At 48.3% G+C, this 16,629-nt stretch carries 14 protein-coding genes; all 14 read left to right on the top strand.

The window, feature by feature from the left end:
- The gene (locus tag HMPREF1647_RS00925) at nucleotides 1-2,445 is read left to right on the top strand and encodes an HAD-IC family P-type ATPase (protein ID WP_035431265.1); all 2,445 of its coding nucleotides are present in this window, start codon (nucleotides 1-3) and stop codon (nucleotides 2,443-2,445) included.
- 33 nt (nucleotides 2,446-2,478) lie between these two features.
- The gene (locus tag HMPREF1647_RS00920; protein ID WP_035431262.1) at nucleotides 2,479-3,600 is read left to right on the top strand and encodes a zinc ribbon domain-containing protein; all 1,122 of its coding nucleotides are present in this window, start codon (nucleotides 2,479-2,481) and stop codon (nucleotides 3,598-3,600) included.
- 137 nt (nucleotides 3,601-3,737) lie between these two features.
- Entirely contained in the window at nucleotides 3,738-4,277 is a 540-nt protein-coding gene (locus tag HMPREF1647_RS00915) for a peptidylprolyl isomerase (protein WP_035431260.1), read from the top strand.
- A 31-nt stretch (nucleotides 4,278-4,308) separates the two neighbouring features.
- Nucleotides 4,309-5,712, top strand: coding sequence for a tetratricopeptide repeat protein (locus HMPREF1647_RS00910; RefSeq protein WP_035431258.1), 1,404 nt, complete (start codon nucleotides 4,309-4,311; stop codon nucleotides 5,710-5,712).
- A gap of 70 nt (nucleotides 5,713-5,782) precedes the next feature.
- Nucleotides 5,783-6,826 (top strand): rod shape-determining protein, encoded by a 1,044-nt coding sequence (gene mreB / locus HMPREF1647_RS00905; RefSeq protein WP_012808756.1) that lies wholly within the window; start codon nucleotides 5,783-5,785, stop codon nucleotides 6,824-6,826.
- Nucleotides 6,827-6,828: 2 nt separating this feature from the next.
- Nucleotides 6,829-7,920 (top strand): rod shape-determining protein MreC, encoded by a 1,092-nt coding sequence (gene mreC / locus HMPREF1647_RS00900; protein ID WP_035431254.1) that lies wholly within the window; start codon nucleotides 6,829-6,831, stop codon nucleotides 7,918-7,920.
- A gap of 9 nt (nucleotides 7,921-7,929) precedes the next feature.
- Complete coding sequence (mreD, locus tag HMPREF1647_RS00895; RefSeq protein ID WP_035431251.1) at nucleotides 7,930-8,490, top strand: rod shape-determining protein MreD; 561 nt, start codon at nucleotides 7,930-7,932, stop codon at nucleotides 8,488-8,490.
- A gap of 9 nt (nucleotides 8,491-8,499) precedes the next feature.
- Complete coding sequence (mrdA, locus tag HMPREF1647_RS00890) at nucleotides 8,500-10,509, top strand: penicillin-binding protein 2 (protein ID WP_035431249.1); 2,010 nt, start codon at nucleotides 8,500-8,502, stop codon at nucleotides 10,507-10,509.
- A 15-nt stretch (nucleotides 10,510-10,524) separates the two neighbouring features.
- Nucleotides 10,525-11,751: an FtsW/RodA/SpoVE family cell cycle protein gene (locus tag HMPREF1647_RS00885; RefSeq protein ID WP_035431247.1), complete on the top strand. Its 1,227-nt coding sequence runs from the start codon at nucleotides 10,525-10,527 to the stop codon at nucleotides 11,749-11,751.
- 3 nt (nucleotides 11,752-11,754) lie between these two features.
- Nucleotides 11,755-12,747, top strand: coding sequence for a hypothetical protein (locus HMPREF1647_RS06775; RefSeq protein ID WP_052039074.1), 993 nt, complete (start codon nucleotides 11,755-11,757; stop codon nucleotides 12,745-12,747).
- 13 nt (nucleotides 12,748-12,760) lie between these two features.
- The gene (locus HMPREF1647_RS00875; RefSeq protein WP_035431244.1) at nucleotides 12,761-14,626 is read left to right on the top strand and encodes a TIGR03960 family B12-binding radical SAM protein; all 1,866 of its coding nucleotides are present in this window, start codon (nucleotides 12,761-12,763) and stop codon (nucleotides 14,624-14,626) included.
- Nucleotides 14,578-15,444, top strand: coding sequence for a TIGR03936 family radical SAM-associated protein (locus HMPREF1647_RS06770; protein WP_187468902.1), 867 nt, complete (start codon nucleotides 14,578-14,580; stop codon nucleotides 15,442-15,444). Before HMPREF1647_RS00875 ends, HMPREF1647_RS06770 begins: the two co-directional genes overlap by 49 nt.
- A gap of 195 nt (nucleotides 15,445-15,639) precedes the next feature.
- The gene (rplU, locus tag HMPREF1647_RS00865) at nucleotides 15,640-15,990 is read left to right on the top strand and encodes a 50S ribosomal protein L21 (RefSeq protein ID WP_035427428.1); all 351 of its coding nucleotides are present in this window, start codon (nucleotides 15,640-15,642) and stop codon (nucleotides 15,988-15,990) included.
- 38 nt (nucleotides 15,991-16,028) lie between these two features.
- Entirely contained in the window at nucleotides 16,029-16,283 is a 255-nt protein-coding gene (gene rpmA / locus HMPREF1647_RS00860; RefSeq protein WP_012808765.1) for a 50S ribosomal protein L27, read from the top strand.
- Nucleotides 16,284-16,629 lie beyond the last annotated feature (346 nt).

Raw genomic sequence — 16,629 nt, 5'->3', positions numbered from 1 at the left:
ATGTCATTGCAGGGTACTGAAGGTAAGAAGAGTGTACGTTTAGAAGAAACGTATGAAGGTCTGACATCAAAAGAAGTTGCAGAAAGAGTTTCTGCAGGTAAAGTTAATACTAATACAGACGTCAAAACTAAATCTATTGCTCAGATCATTGCAGAGCACAGCCTTACGCTCTTTAACATAGTTAATGTTTTGATGGCGCTCCTTGTTGTTGTAACGGGACAGTACAGAAATGCGCTTTTCATGAGCGTAGTTCTTGCAAACCTGGTCATTGGCATTGTGCAAGAGATTCGTGCAAAACGCATGATTGACCGACTATCTCTTATGACGGCTCAGAGTGTTTGTGTCATCCGTGATGGCAAAGATACCTTCATCAAACCTGACCAGCTTGTCATTGACGATCTTGTGCGCTTGAAGACGGGCGATCAAATTCCTGCTGACAGTATTCTTGTATCAGAGCACGTAAGCGTTGATGAAAGCCTTCTAACTGGTGAGGCAGAGCCCGTACAAAAGACCACGGGAGACGAGCTTCTCTCTGGTAGTTTTGTCGAGAGGGGCGGTCTTGTTGGTAGGGTATGCCGTGTAGGTCAGGAAGGCTATGCTGCGCGTATTAACGCAGAAGCTAAGTTTGTAAAAGAGATCAACTCAGAGATTCTTACCACCATTAAGTCGATTATTCGCGCAGGCTCCATTGCATTGATTCCGCTGGGTATTGGTCTTTTTGTTCGTACCTATTTCATTGATAACGCCGATTTAAATGAAGCGCTTCTTTCGATGATTGCTGCCGTTATTGGCATGATTCCTCAAGGACTCGTTCTTCTCACCAGCTCGGTTCTTGCTATTGCAACCATTAGGCTTGGCCAGAAAAATGTTTTGGTTCAGCAGCAATACTGCATTGAAACGCTGGCACGCGTAGATACCCTTTGTTTGGACAAGACGGGCACTATCACCACGGGAAACATGGAAGTTGCTCGTGTTTTGGATGCTTCGTTTACGCCAATTACTGAGGCTGCGGGTGCTCTGCAAGCGGCTGTAAACGTTGTCGGCGCAAACAAAGATGACGCTAACGATACGGCTACGGCAATCCTTGCGTACGCGTCCAAGCAGGGGATTCAAAGCAAACGTCCTTCTCGCGTTGTGGCGTTTTCTTCCAAGAGAAAGTACTCTGGCTGCGTCACTGAGGACGGACAGGCATTTGTTATCGGTGCTGCTCAGTTTGTGCTTGGTCCCGAGGCAGCGGACGTTATCGCATCGTCCGATGCATTTGCGTCCATTGAACGCGTGCTGGTTGCCTGTACCGTTGATGGATTTGACCAGAATGATAACTTCGAGGGAACTCCTCAGCTCCTAGGTTACGTAGTGCTTAGGGATCAGATTAGAGAGACCGCCCCACAAACCATTGCATACTTTCTTGAACAAGGTGTTGACCTGCGCGTTATTTCGGGCGATGACCCTCGTACTGTCTCCGCTATTGCTGAGCGAGCGGGAGTCCCTTATGCCGACGGCTGGGTAGATGCAACCACACTACACACAGAGGCAGATATTGCTGCAGCTGTCGAGAAGTACCACGTATTTGGTCGCGTTACGCCAGAACAGAAGCGTGAGCTTGTAATTGCACTCCAGAATCATGGTCACACCGTTGCCATGACCGGCGACGGCGTCAATGATATCTTGGCGCTGAGGCAGTCGGACTGTTCTATTTCTGTTGCTTCTGGTTCTGCTGCAGCTAGAAACGTTGCAGAGATTGTTCTGGCAGATAACGACTTTGCCCATATGCCAGAAGTTGTTGCCGAAGGTAGGCGTTCTATTAACAATCTTCAGCGATCTGCTGCGCTCATTCTTGTAAAGACGGTTTATACTGCGGCTTTAGCGCTCTATTGCATTATTGCGCCACCATACCCCTTTATTCCTGTTCAGATGTCGCTGCTTTCATTTGCAACCGTTGGCCTGCCATCGTTTGTGTTGGCGCTTGAGCCAAATCACGATCGCGTAAAGGGCAACTTCCTGGTCAACATTTTGCGTAAGTCACTACCTGCTTCTATTGCGGTAACTATCACGCTCGCGCTTCTTATGACTGCAGGTCATCTGTTTAAGTTGAACCTGTCTCAGGTGTCTACGATGGCGCTTATCACCACCGCAACAGTTGGTTTTGCGCTGCTCAGAAGAATTTCTTTGCCTCTCACCAAGCTCCGCGTTGCACTTCTTGTTGTATGCATTGCCATTGTGGTTGGCGGATGCACGGTAGCGCAGGACTTCTTCCGTATTGCACCTCTCACCCCACGCATCTTGCCGTACTTGGCAATTTGTTTGGTGATTTCCGTTATTATCTTCAACAGAATTTCCGAACGTTACATTCACAACTATGCAAAAGATCGATTCTTTGACCTGGTTGTGAGATTAATGGGAGGAAAGTCAACTTATAGCTCTTCTGCTGATATAAACGATTAAACTGAAGCACAAGCAAAGAGTTGTGGAGGGTGTATGCGTTGTCCAAACTGTGGATCTGAGGTCGATGAAGGGGCTTTAACCTGCCCTCATTGTCAGATTGATCTAAGTTTGACTCAAAGGATTCCTGTTACTCAAGCTGAGTGGTGCCCTCATTGTGGCGCCTTAGTTGGTGCTGCTGCAGAAAGCTGCCCCAAGTGTGGCCTTCCTCTGCCACAGGCAGCGCCTGCTGCTCGTCCCGCGCGAGCCATCAGGCCTACGCGCAACATCTCGCTCCCAGAGATTGATGCCGCTCCAGCACCTGGCGAGAAACACGATCCACTCGCAGATGCAGACCCTCATGCATCATCTTCTGCTGCAGCAGATCCCACTGTTTTGCAGCAAATGCCAGCCGACAACGCTGACCCAGATGCTACCAGCGCGTTTGCCTCAGTAAGTCGTAGACCAGCTCCTCGTTTTGAGTCTGCAATTCCTTCCGAGCCTTCAAAAGAGAACCTTCCTGAGGCAGAAGGAATCCCTCGCACACGCGTTATTCTGCTCTCAGCACTTCTTGTCACAACGCTGGTAGTAGCTGCAATCTTTATCATTACGCACCCGTGGGACCCTCAGGCAACCGATAATCGCGCAAAGGTTGAGGCTCCAGTCTCATCTACTCCTACTACCACTCCCGTTACGCATCTAACGGGACAAGACACTAGTGCAACTCAGCAAAACACAAGTTCAGATGCTGTTTTTGATGCACTTGATAGCGATTATCAGAAGCTGGGAGATCTCTCAAAGCGCCTTGATGATAACGAGAAAACCTTTGATCAGCTTGCTATTACTGGCTCTGATCAAGAGCGCGCTGATGCCCAGCAGGAAGCAGAGCAGATATCGCTGGATATCAGTAATGTTATCTCTGACCTTTCAAGCCTTGATGACTCCAATGGAAACTATCGTCAGACCATTGAAAATCTTACTAAGCTTGGCAACTGGCTTCGTAATCGTTCTGACGCTTTAAGTGATGGATGGAAGCGCTCAGTTGCTTCTAACAATCCTTCTCAGGACAAAGACAACATCTTGGCGCCAGTTGATAACATCAGAGACTCCAGTGGCTCCAGCTCATACCAGAAACTTTTTGATGAAAATTACGTGAATTGGAAGCCACAAAAGCAGTAAATCTCTACCGTTCAGCTGCTTTAATTTCAAAAATCTCATCATACTGGTAAAATAATTAGGTTAGAAAAGAAGTTCTTTATTACTAAGGGTTTCTCGCGTTTTTTCTTCTCTTAGATGTAAAGAAGCTTGGAGGAATTATGTTTGGACTTGATCCATTGTATACACCAGTGCGCCAGGTTACTGGTACTGAGGTCGCCGTCTTTGATACCAACAAGGGAATCATTAAGGTTCAGCTTGACGGTAAGGGCGCACCTATTCATGTGGCAAACTTCTGCGAGCTTGCAGAGTCTGGCTTCTATGACGATACCAAGTTCCACCGTCTTGTCCCTGGCTTTGTTCTTCAGGGCGGAGACCCAAACACTCGCGAGATGAGTGTTGAGGACGTTATTTTTGGTAACCCTGGTCCTGACGGAATTCCTGGTACCGGTGGTCCTGGTTATCGCATCAAAGAGGAGTTCACCACAAATCCTAACAACTCCCACGTTGACGGTGCTCTTGCTATGGCTCGTTCTCAAGATCCAAACTCCGCAGGTTCTCAGTTCTATTTCTGTCTTGGTCCACAGCATGGCTTGGATTCTGGGTACACCGTATTTGGCACAACTATCGAGGGAATGGATGTCATTTCCCAGTTAAAGGTTGGCGATGTCGTCAATTCCATTAGAATTGAAAACGCTTAAAGCCAAGTCGCACAGACTCTTGGAGGATATTGTGAATCAACAGGCATTTGAGTTAGGTAAATCTGCATATGATCAGGGCGACTGGTTTGTAGCTATCAGTCAGTTTGATGTGGCTAAAGAGCCAGGCGAGGTAAACGGTCAGATTGACCACCTTCTTGGAAACGCTTATATGAAGCTTGGACAGTTTGATTCCGCAGCTTCTGCTTACAAGTCCGCTCTTGCTGACGCTTCCTACGGCAAGGTTGGCGCTCTCTCTACTAATCAGGGTCGCGCACTTCTGGCTGCTGGTAGGGTACAGGAGGCTATTGCTGCCCTTACTAACGCTGTCCAGGACGCCTCTTATGCAACTCCTTATAAGGCACAGCTTGCTCTTGGTTCTGCATACGAGAAGATTGGTGATATTCGCAACGCCGGTATTGCTTACAGAAACGCTGCAGTTGACGAGAAGAACCCTAATCCTTCATCAGCGCTTTGCAGCCTAGGCGCATGCTTCATGGGTCTGAACAGGCCTGTTGATGCTGTTGAGGCATATCGTACCGCTCTTGATTTTGCTAATCCTCTGGATAATTCCAATAAGATTTATGCAGATCTTGGTCTTGCATACGTTGCAGCAAATCGCATGTCTGAGGCAGTTGATGCTTTCACTCACGCTACTGCAGACGGCAGCTTTGCTCTGTCTAATCAGCAGCAGTCTGCCTTTGATGCAGCTCGCAGGGCTATTACTGCAATGACTTCTGGCAAGCCATCTGAGACTGATGCCTTCCTTCAGGCAGCTGGCTATGGTGCCTATGATCCACTGGATCCTACAGGTATGTCCGGCGAGCTCATTCCTTCTGCAGAAGATACTGGCTTCTTCCAGATTACTGAGCAGGAGATTATTGAGCAGGATAAGAAGGACAAGAAGATTAGGCGTAAGCATCGCCATACCGGCCTTAAGGTCTTTATCACTATTCTTATTTTGCTTATCTTAGCTGTTGGTGGCGCTGGTTATGCTTACTATCGTGGCTATGGATGGCCAACCCAGCAGTCTGTTGTTCAGGATATTTTCAACGCTAAAGCACAGGGCACTGATATTGGTCGCTATGTCTCTAGTTCTGTTTCTAGCACCACGCTTCAGCAGATTTCTAACAGCCTGCCATCAAGCTCTGCTGTCACCATCAACGGTGTTGACCAGAGCATGACTCACTCAACAGTAAACGCTTCTGTCAGCCTTTCTAACGGCGGAAACGTTGACTACACCATTGAGCTTGTTCGTGATGGTATTGGCTGGAAGGTGGCAAGCGTTACCACTTCGTATGTCAGCCAGAACAATCAGAACTCCGGTACAACTTCTGGTACCAACGGTTCTAACTCGGGAACTACCTCTGGAACTAATGGATCTAACTCCTCAAATTCCTCCAATAGTTCCTCCAGCTCTTCAAAGTCTGGTAACTAGTACTAAACTGTTTTAACCGTTCTTTCTGCAGGATTATTACGCACACGCGTAGCACGTTTGATTGGATATCATGTCTATCTTCGATTCGCTCTTCGGAGAATATGGCGGAGACCTAGCCATCGATTTGGGAACTGCAAACACCCTTGTTGCAGTTCGTGGTCAGGGTATTGTCATCAATGAGCCATCGGTTGTTGCAATCGATAAAAGCGAGAGCCGCGTTTTGGCTGTTGGCGCTGACGCAAAGCGCATGATTGGTCGTACTCCTGGCTCCATCATTGCAGAGCGCCCTCTTAAAGACGGCGTCATTGCAGACTTTGACGTTACTGAGGTTATGCTTCGTTACTTCATCGAGAAGGCCCGTGAGCGCAAATATCCTTGGTCACCACGTCCACGCGTAGTTGTTTGCGTTCCTTCTGGCGTTACATCTGTCGAGAAACGCGCTGTTTTTGAAGCAACTATTCAGGCAGGCGCTCGCCAGGCATTCTTGATTGAAGAGCCTATGGCTGCAGCTATTGGCGCAGACCTTCCAATTGAGGATCCAACCGGTTCTATGGTTGTAGACATTGGTGGCGGTACTACCGAGGTTGCTGTTATCTCCATGGGTGGTATTGTTGTCTCGCAGTCCATTAGAACTGCAGGTGACGAGTTTGATCAAACTATTCTTGAACATGTTCGTGATGCGTATAACCTCTCTATTGGTGAGCGTACCGCAGAAGACATCAAGATTAAGGTTGGCTCAGCAGCTCCTCTTGCAGAAGAGCTTGACGTTGAGGTAAACGGTCGTGACGTCATGAGTGGTCTTCCAAAGACAGTTCGTATTGAGTCAGAAGAGATTCGTCGTGCTCTTGATCGTCCTCTTGACGAGGTCACCAAGGCTGTCAAAGATGCGCTTGATGTGACTCCACCAGATCTTGCATCTGATCTTATGTACTACGGTATTTTGCTTACCGGTGGTGGCGGAATGCTTCGCGGTCTTGACCAGAGACTTCGTGAAGAGACTGGCGTGCCTGTTAACGTAAGCCCAACCGCTCTAGAAAATGTTGTTACCGGTTGTGCAAAGGTTCTTGAGGCTAACGCATTGTCCGGTGGATTTGTTCAGAGTGCAGGCCAATAAATATGCCATTGTCTAATCAGATCCAGGGTGCTTCATCAGGCCTTGGATCTAACAATAATAAGCATACGGGCGGCCGTAGTTTTATTATTCTTTCGCTGCTTTCAATTGTGTTATTGACGGTTAGCGCTCGTATGGGTGCAGGGGGACCGCTCGAGATGGTTCGAGGCGGCTTCTCTACTATTACCATGCCTTTTAGAATGGCAGGTTCTGCTATCGCTATGCCTTTCCAGGGCATTGGTAACATTTTTAGTAACTTAACAGCAGACCAGCAAACGCTTTCTGATCTTAAGGCAGAAAACGAGCAACTGCGTTCAAGAAACGCAGAGCTCGAAGAGACAAATCAGTCTACGCAGCGTCTGCAGGGTCTTCTCGACCTTAAAAATACCTATAACCTGCAGTCTACGGGTGCTCGTGTCATCTCTGGTTCTACTGACTCGTTCAATAACACCATTGTGATTGACAAGGGAACTTCATCCGGACTGGCTGTTGGCATGCCTGTTGTTGATAGCGGCGGCGTTATTGGTCAGATCATTGAGTGCGGTCCTACAACTTCTACCGTTCGTCTTATTACTGACGAGAAGAGCGGTGTGGCTGCTATGGTTCAAAGCAGCCGAGCTCAGGGTATGCTTATGGGTTCCGCTTCAAGGCAGATTACTCTTAACCTGATCAACACCAACCAGAAGGTTGCTGTAGGCGATACAGTAGTTACCAGTGGACTTGGTGGCGTGTTCCCAAAGGGTCTTCCTCTGGGTAAAGTTACCAGCGTTGAAGCAGCGCCAGGATCGCTTTATTACACCATTGTTATTGAGCCTTTTGGAAATGTCAGTACTAACGAAGAGGTAATGGTTATCACGTCTCTTTCTGAGGAGCAAAAAGCTACCGCAGATGATATTGCAGAGGCAGATAAGCAAAACACTCCAACAGCAACTAATTCTGACAGTAAGGATAAAGACTCCAAAGACGGATCTTCGGGTTCTTCATCAAGCAACTCTTCTGGCAGCGGCTCTGCAAACAACACAACAAATTCCCAGCAGAATGCAACGGTTGCTGCTCCAACGGGTAATACACAACATAACAGCGGAAGAACAGATTAAGGGGGATGTATGCAGGTTTCTGATAGAAATAAAAACACACGCAGCATCACCGTTCTTGCTGTTGTTTGCTTCATTTTGCAGATTATGCTTACACCACAGGTTTCTTTTGGTGGGGGAGTCATCAATTTTGCATTGATTTTCTCGGCAGCTATTGCCCTGAGATATGGTGGCAAAACTGGCGTAATAAGCGGCTTTATTGCAGGTCTAATCTATGATCTGACTTCTGCCAACCCCATTGGTCTCATGGCACTCTTGCTTGTGGTCAGTTCTTATTTCATGGGCCAAGAGGTAAGAGACAGAATCTCTGGCAATTTTGGTACCTCTATGGGCTTTGTTGCCCTTCAAACTTTTGGTGTCACCTTTATGTATCAGCTCATTAATTCTTTGATTGGCTCTGGTGGCAACTTCTTTGAGGGGCTGCTGTTTAAGTCTTTCCCCACCATGTTGTTCACCATTTTGGCTGCTCTGCCTGTTTTCTATGTACTTTCTCATTCCCAAAGGTCTCATTCATCTTTGGGTGGAACTTCGCTCTACCGCGGATCTCACCGAGCTCCACAGCGCCTCAAATAAGGGGTTAGTATGAATTTCACCCTTGTTATCCTTGCTTGTTGCGCTGTTGCAGCAATTGGTTTGATCATTGTTTACCTCACCTTTGGTAGAAAAGACTCGCCGTTTACCTTTGATATTGGTGGCGGCGCTCCCAAGGCGTCCGGTGGTTCTGACGGCTCTGCCGAGAAGACCCTCTCGTCCAGACTTATCGGATTTGCAATTGCTGTTGGCGGTATGTTTGCCGTGCTTATTGGTCGTCTTTGGACCATGCAGCTCTTATCGTCAGCTGACTATACTGAGCAAGCAGAGCGCAACCGTACGCGAACAGTTACTACCGCAGCTCCTCGTGGTCGCATTCTGGACAGAAATGGCGTGGAGATTGTTACTAACAGGCCAAGTCCAACGGTAGTAGCTCGAGCAGACGTTGCAGAAGACTACATTAAGCTGCAGATTCTTGCTAACCTTCTGGGCATGCCTATGTTGGCGGTGCGCAGAAAAATCATGGATACCTCTGATGGTGCCCAAGCGCTTCGCACGGTTTCTGTAGATGTTTCTAGGCGCGTAGTTGCCTACATTTACGCTCATGGTGCTTTGCTTGATGGCGTTTCAATTGAGGAGCGTACCCAGCGCGCCTATCCAAACGGTTCTCTTGCAGCTCATGTTGTTGGCTACACCGGAACCGTTACACAAGAGCAGCTTGAAAGCAGTAAAACTGCGGATGGCGGCTTTGTGTATGCCCACGGTGATATCGTGGGACAAACGGGTGTTGAGTATCAGTACGAGTCCGCTCTTCAGGGTGTTCGTGGTGAGCAAACGGTGTATGTTGACGCTGCTGGTAATGTTTTATCTCACTCAACGTCTATTGCTCCTCAGAGCGGCTCAGATGTTGTTTTGACCATTGATGCAAACATTCAAAAAGCAGCAGAAGCATCCCTTGTCAGTGTTATCAACACAGTTAGATCACAAGACTTCCAAGGTCGCAGTGCAAGTGTGGTGGCACTTGATTGTACTAACGGTGAAGTTATTGCTATGGCAAGCTATCCAACGTATTCACCTTCAATGTTTGTTGGAGGTATTTCCAGTTCTGACTGGGATACGCTTTCTTCTGAAGAGGCAAACTATCCGCTGATGAATCGCGCAATTGCTGGACAGTATCCATCTGGATCTACCATCAAAGCACTTACTACCTTTGCTGGACTCAAATATGGCATTTGTGACGGAAATTCAAGCTGGTATTGTACGGGTTTCTGGACTGGTTTTGGCGAGCAGTACGGCATGCACTGTTGGCTTCTTTCTGGTCACGGCACCGTTAATCTGATTACCGGTATTACCAACTCTTGCGATATTGTTTTTTATGAGATTGGTAAGGGCTTCTTCTATAACAACGATCATCCAGAGGGCATGCAAGAGACATTCCGCGCCTTTGGACTTGGTGCGCTTTCTGGTATTGACCTTCCAGAAGAGGCATCTGGCCGCGTTCCTGATGCAGAGTGGAAGTGGAATTACTTTACCAGCTCGCCTGATGATGCTCGTAAGTGGCAGGGTGGCGACAACTGTAACCTTGCAATTGGACAGGGCGATCTTTTGGTAACCTGCCTTCAGATGGCAAATGCGTATTGTGGTATTGCAAACCGAGGTCCAATTTACAAACCACATGTTTTGAAGAGTATTAATGCCAGAAACGGAAATGGCTCTGTTATTGAGTATAAAAACGAGGTCATTCTGAGCCCAGAAGAAAAAGATGAGCACCGAGACATTGTTGCTCGTGGTCTTTATGGCGTTGTCTATGAGGAATCTGCTTCTCAGACTATCCACTGGACCAATCTTGATGTCACGGTTAATGGCAAGACGGGTACTGCTGAGCAGCAGTCTATTGGTGAGCCCGTTGGTTGGTTTGTTGGCTATGCACCTGCTGACAAGCCTCAGTATGTTGTTGCTGCAAATCTAGATTGCGCACCTTCTGGCGCAGGTTCTGGTATGTATATTGTTCGAGACGTTTTTGGTGCAATTTATAATCAGCCAGACAACGTTGGTAGGTAAGGAGGCGAGAAACCCATGGCACTTGATTCATCTGCAGTTACAAAACAAAGAATGAACTCACCTTTTAGGAGGCGTGGAGGTATTCCTTCAGGCGGCCTTGCCAAGAAAGAGAAGCTTACTGGTAAGAATATCTTGAGTAATCTTTATCTAGCACAGCTTGTTCCCGCGGCACTTCTCGTCCTCATCGGCATTGTGGTTATCTGGACCGCATCGATGAACATTGCCGAAGCTAGTTTTCCTAGGCACCTTCTGGGTATTGGTTTGGGCCTTGTTTTTGCCACGCTTATGTGGCGCTATGACTACAGAGCACTTGCAAATATGACAAATGTGCTGATTGTTGGCGTAGTTGTATTGATGATTTTGCCTAAGATTCCCGGCTTTGGCGTTTCGGTTAAGGGTATGACTGGTTGGGTTAATATCCCACTTGTAGGATTTAGATTTCAGCCGTCTGAGCTGGGAAAGATTGTCACAATCTTCCTTATGGCTTCGGTGAGTGCTCAGTATAACGGTAAGGTAGAAACGCTTAGAGACTATGTAAAGCTTTGTGGAACATTGATGGTTCCATTCGGCTCCATTATGCTTTTGCCTGACCTGGGAACTGGCCTGATTATTTTGGTTATCGGAGCCACCATCATCATTTGCTCTGGTGCAAAACGTTCTTGGATTCTTGTGACCGTTCTTTTGCTCATTGCTGTTGTTGCTCTTGTTGTTGTGACTTCTATGATTCCTGGTATTCCTCACATTCTTAAGGAGTACCAGATGAAGCGTCTTACCGTCTTCTTGGATCCTTCTGTTGATCCGTCGGGAGACGGCTATAACCTGCAACAGGCAAAGATTGCCGTAGGTTCTGGTGGCTTTATTGGAAAAGGACCAGGTAACGCTACGCAGGCAAGTGGACGATTCTTACCAGAGGCACACACAGACTTTGTTTTTGCACTCTTCTCGGAAGAGTTTGGCTTCCTTGGTGCATTCGTTATGCTTTCACTTTTTGCATGGATGATTTTTGCAACCATTCTGTTTGCCATGAAGACCGAGAATACCTTCTCTAAACTGGTACTTGTTGGTTGTGCGGCCATGTGGTCGTTCCAGGTTTTGCAGAATGTTGGCATGTGTATTGGTATCATGCCTATTACTGGTATTCCATTGCCTTTTATCAGCTTTGGATCAACATCGATGATTGCTCAGCTCGTTTCTGTAGGAATCGTCCAGTCTGTTTACAGACATAAAACAAAGGCGGCATAAGCCATGGCAAAAAGAAACAGCTTGGGCAAACTTGCTACCTCTGTATTACAAGAATTCCGCGGGTCGCTTTCATCTCTAGAGCCAACTTATACGCATATCTACGTTGATTCCCTTGCTTCTGAAGAGGTAATCCTGGCTGTACATTCGTATTTTATGCCAGAGAGAACAGATGCAACGGTGCGTGTCTCTAAACTTGCCGACGGTGTTTCGTTTGTTTCTGGAGGCATTGGTCGCACGGGAAAGAATGCTGCTATTCCTGATATTGCGGTGATTATTCCTACGCCAACATCACAGTACGAGGACGCCCTTACCATGTTGGTAAGTCATTCAATTCCTTGTGCGGTGGTTGTAGAGTCTGCAGTTGAAGCGCAACAAATTGCTGATACGCTCTACAACACGGGGCTTATTAGCATTGTTGCGGGCACCACTGAAGAAGTGCTCTTTGATCGACTCTCTTCATGGATTGCAACTGCAACAGAAAAATCAGTCTCTTTTGCGGCAGCGTATCCTCTTTGTAGAACTCAAGTGGTCAAACAGATAACCGCTGCTTGCGCTAAAGAAAATGCAGCTATTGGAGCTGTAGCATTGGTTCCTGGCTCTGATATGCCGCTGATGACAGCGCGCCAGATCAGACTGGCGCTTGATATTACCGCCGCCTATAACATCAATATGAATGTTGAAACCATCGCCGAACTTCTCGGCGTTGTGGGCGCGGGCTTTGGATACCGTACGGTTGCACGCACGGTCGCAGGCGCAGTTCCAGGGTTTGGCTGGGCGCTTAAGGCTGGCATGGGGTACGCAGGTACTCACACTACTGCTCGCGTCATTCACGCGTACGCTCGCAAAATTGCCGAGAAACGCGACGAGGTAGCAGCTGATTCTTCTACCAAAACCGGCGCTTCGAGTGCTTCTACAGGCGCAAGCGCAACAGCAGATACAAATTCACAATCAAATACCGTAGAGATAGCAACCACACAGTCCCTCGCCAAAAGATAGAAAGTAGACTATCGTGCGTGTTAAACGAGAAAATCTCTTCCATCTCATTGAGCCCATGCTTCCGCATGTCGAGAAACCCTCAAGATACTTAAATCACGAGTGGGGAGCAGTAGAGGAGCAAGAGGGCCCTTTTCACGTTTGTATGGTCTACGCCGACGTGTACGAGGTGGGTCAGCCTAATTTGGGCATTGCCATTCTCTATAACGCTTTGAATAAGGCACCTCATATTTCTTGTGAGCGCGCCTATCTGCCTTGGGTTGATATGGCAGCTTTGATGCGCAAACGTAATGTTCCTTTGCTTTCTTTGGAAGGTGCTGCACCTCTGGCTTCTTTTGATGTGGTTGGTTTTACGCTTGCACATGAAATGATTGCTACCAACATTATAGAAACGCTTGATTTAGCAGGCATTCCATTGCTCGCTGAAGAACGTGATGAAGAGGACCCACTAATTTTTGGTGGCGGTCCTTCTGTTTGGAACTCAGAGCCAGTGGCCCCGCTCTTTGATGCAATTCTTTTAGGTGATGGCGAAGAAGCGCTGGTAGAGATGTGCGAGTGCGTGAGAACTTCCAAGCTTGACGGAGTTTCTCGCCAAGAGATTTTGCAGAGGTTGTCTGAGATTCAAGGTGTCTACGTGCCGTCGCTTTATCAGATTGTGCACGACAATACCGCAACACGCTGGGGTTATGCGGTCCCTAAAGAGGGAAGTAGTGCACCAAGCGTGGTCTATAAACGTTGCCTACCAGATCTTTCAGTAACAGACCCTGTTGCGCAGCGCATTGTTCCGTATACCGAAATTGTTCAGGACAGGCTGGCTCTAGAGATTCAGCGCGGCTGTGCTCGCGGCTGTAGGTTCTGTCAGGCCGGAATGACGTATCGTCCTGTTCGCGAGCGTCCAGCTCAGCAGATTGTGAAAGCAGGCGAGGAAGGCCTTTTGAAGAGCGGCTACGATGAAGTTTCGCTCACGTCGCTCTCTACAACGGATCACTCTCAGTGCGGCTATATTCTGCGCCGTATGAACTCTGATTTGCGTAAACGCGGCGTGCGAATCTCCATTCCTTCCCAGCGTATGGACGCGTTTGGTGCGGAGATGGCAGACGCCGTTTCTACCTCAAGGCGCGGCGGACTGACGTTTGCTCCAGAAGCAGGCTCTCAGCGCATGCGTGACGTCATCAACAAGAATGTTACCGAGGATGATCTTGAGTCCGCAGCTAGAAATGCGTTTGAAAACGGCTGGCGCCGCATGAAGCTCTACTTTATGATGGGCCTTCCAACAGAAACCGATGAAGACATTCAAGCCATTCCTGCAGTTGCAAAGCGCATTTTAGATATCGGTCGAGAAATTGGCGGCAAGGGCGTTACGGTTTCTGCCTCTGTTGCCGTGTTTGTACCCAAGTCCTACACGCCATTCCAGTGGGTTGGTCAGATTTCTCGTGAGGAAGCCCAGCGTAGGCAGCAGCTGTTGCTGTCTTCTAACCACGATAGGGGACTCAAGATTGCCTATCATGACTCCGGCACTTCGCTGGTAGAAGGTGCGCTCTCAAAGATGGGTCGCGACGGCTTTGATCTGATTTACCAGGCGTGGAAAAATGGTTGCAAGTTTGATGCGTGGACCAGTGAGTTTAACCTTGATGCGTGGAATGCAGCTGCAGAAAGTCTGGGTTTCTCGCTCTCTGAGATTGCAACAGAGACCTTTGATATCCAGGCAAAACTCCCTTGGGATCACACGTCTCCTGGCGTCTCCAAGGGTTATCTACAGCGAGAATATCGTCGAGCACTGGATGAAGTTACCACACCCGATTGCACGTTTAGCTCTTGTACGGGATGTGCGGTATGCCAGACCTTGAAGGTCGACAACGTGTTGATGGGGGTGCGCTCATGATGGATATGCAGGTAGAGAGCGTAGCTCCTGAGGCGGCTGAGCCGGCGAAGAAAGACTGGCGCGCTGGTAGGCCGCAGATTCAGCCAGAGATTATGACGGAGCGTGGAGCAGAGATTTTTAGGCTTCGCGTGGCTTACAAGAAAGATGACCGCCTTGCGTTTTTAGGACACCTTGAGCTTATTGGTACCATTGAGCGCTGTGTTCGCCGAGCTCAGCTGCCATTTAGGGTAGGTAACGGCTTTGCAAAACGCATGGGCGTGCAGTTCTCTCAGGCGCTTCCCGTTGGCGCTTCGTCTGAGGCGGAGTACTTTGACTTGAAGCTCACAGAATACGTGGACCCGGATGAAGCGTTAGAGAGGTTGTTGTCGGCTACGCCTCCCGCGCTTGCTCCGTTTGCTGCCAGCTACGTTGATCGGTCGCTGCCAGCGCTTGAAGCATGGTTGAATGCCGCTCATTGGAGATGTGACATTTTGGGAGAAGGTCTTAGGTCAGACGCGCTGCGTTGGGGGTTTGAGGATCTTCTCGCCAAAAAAGAGCTGACATACAAGCGCGGAGATAAGCAAAAAGTGGTCAATTTAGAGACAACGTTTGCGGGCTATAAGATTTCTGAGAGCTCATCTGAAACGTGCATTTCATTTGAGCTTGATACACTCCAAGATCCAAGAGCAGCGCTTAGACCTGCAGTTTTGATTTATGAGGCGCAAAGAGTTGCTGCTGAGGCAGGCGTGGATGGTCTTCAAGGTATCGATTCGTTGAAGGTGTGCCGCGTTTCACAGGCACACGTTTCAGAAAATGGACTCCTTGTGAAGCCTCTATAACATGTAGTTTTGTCTTGGAATTTTCTGAAATATGCAGTAGACTATTTCGAGTTGTGTTTCTCGCCGAGGGACATGGGACACCGACAGTTTCCCGCGGATGTCACAGGTCACGGCGGCGAAGATCTTTGCTCGGATCTTCAGAAATACAAAGATAGTATTAATCGTTGCAAGAATCAGCAATGAAGGGTTACACACATGTACGCAATCGTAGCAACTGGTGGCAAGCAGTATAAGGTTGCCAAGGGCGACGTAATCAGCGTCGAGAAGCTTGATGCGCAGCCTGGCGATAAGGTAAAGCTTGATGTTCTTATGCTTAACGACGGCAAGAAGGTTGTTGCTGACGCTGCCACTCTTTCCTCTAAGAAGGTTACCTGTGAGGTTCTTGAGCAGTACAAGGACAAGAAGGTCCTCGTCTTCAAGTTCCACAAGCGTAAGCGCTATCACCGCGCCAATGGTCACCGTCAGAACCTTACTAAGCTGAAGGTTACCGCGCTTCCTACCGCTCGTAAGGCTGCTGCTAAGGCATCCGACGAGTCTGCAGAGTAATTGGTCACTTCTGATATTGAGATAGGCAGGTAGCATTTATGGCACACAAGAAAGGTCTCGGCTCTTCCCGCAATGGTCGCGACTCACAAGCACAGCGCCTTGGCGTTAAGATTTACGGTGGTCAGGCAATCAAGGCTGGCCAGATTATCATCCGTCAGCGTGGTACTCACATCACTCCTGGCGTAAACGTTGGTCGCGGCAAGGATGACACTCTCTTTGCACTTTGCGATGGCGTTGTTGAGTTCAAGAAGGGTGCTAAGCACGTCGTTAACGTCGTTGCTGCTGAGGCATAAGTTTTCTTGAACATTCGCAGTTCATTCAAGGGGTCCTTCGGGACCCCTTTTTGTTTCTCGCAGTATCTTACGCGTACCGTTCACAGTTTCTAATTTGTTTCTTAATGTATTTCTTGACACAACCGGGCAAAGTAATGGTATTCTTCTTACATTGCAATTTACGCTCTTGGGAGGAGGACATATCATGCGCGCTACATGCACTCAGCAGTGGTGGTGGAACAACTTGTCTTTCTCCGGTCAGCGATGAGTTGCTTCTGCATACGCATTTAGAGGCTCTCGGGTGACCGAGAGCTTTTTTTGTGCGTACGTTTCTTGCTCAATCCGGATGGCGAGAAACCCGTGTTGT

Source organism: Lancefieldella parvula DNF00906, from assembly GCF_000758945.1.
GTDB classification, from domain to species: Bacteria; Actinomycetota; Coriobacteriia; order Coriobacteriales; family Atopobiaceae; genus Lancefieldella; species Lancefieldella parvula_C.
This window is presented reverse-complemented; position numbering and strand designations above follow the sequence as displayed.

Bases quoted from the DNA above. Each gene is read 5' to 3' on its own strand.
- HMPREF1647_RS00925 (WP_035431265.1), top strand. From the start codon at position 1: ATGTCATTGCAGGGTACTGAAGGTAAGAAGAGTGTACGTTTAGAAGAA.
- HMPREF1647_RS00920 (WP_035431262.1), top strand. From the start codon at position 2,479: ATGCGTTGTCCAAACTGTGGATCTGAGGTCGATGAAGGGGCTTTAACC.
- HMPREF1647_RS00915 (WP_035431260.1), top strand. From the start codon at position 3,738: ATGTTTGGACTTGATCCATTGTATACACCAGTGCGCCAGGTTACTGGT.
- mreB (WP_012808756.1), top strand. From the start codon at position 5,783: ATGTCTATCTTCGATTCGCTCTTCGGAGAATATGGCGGAGACCTAGCC.
- mreC (WP_035431254.1), top strand. From the start codon at position 6,829: ATGCCATTGTCTAATCAGATCCAGGGTGCTTCATCAGGCCTTGGATCT.
- mreD (WP_035431251.1), top strand. From the start codon at position 7,930: ATGCAGGTTTCTGATAGAAATAAAAACACACGCAGCATCACCGTTCTT.
- mrdA (WP_035431249.1), top strand. From the start codon at position 8,500: ATGAATTTCACCCTTGTTATCCTTGCTTGTTGCGCTGTTGCAGCAATT.
- HMPREF1647_RS00885 (WP_035431247.1), top strand. From the start codon at position 10,525: ATGGCACTTGATTCATCTGCAGTTACAAAACAAAGAATGAACTCACCT.
- HMPREF1647_RS06775 (WP_052039074.1), top strand. From the start codon at position 11,755: ATGGCAAAAAGAAACAGCTTGGGCAAACTTGCTACCTCTGTATTACAA.
- HMPREF1647_RS06770 (WP_187468902.1), top strand. From the start codon at position 14,578: ATGCCAGACCTTGAAGGTCGACAACGTGTTGATGGGGGTGCGCTCATG.
- rplU (WP_035427428.1), top strand. From the start codon at position 15,640: ATGTACGCAATCGTAGCAACTGGTGGCAAGCAGTATAAGGTTGCCAAG.
- rpmA (WP_012808765.1), top strand. From the start codon at position 16,029: ATGGCACACAAGAAAGGTCTCGGCTCTTCCCGCAATGGTCGCGACTCA.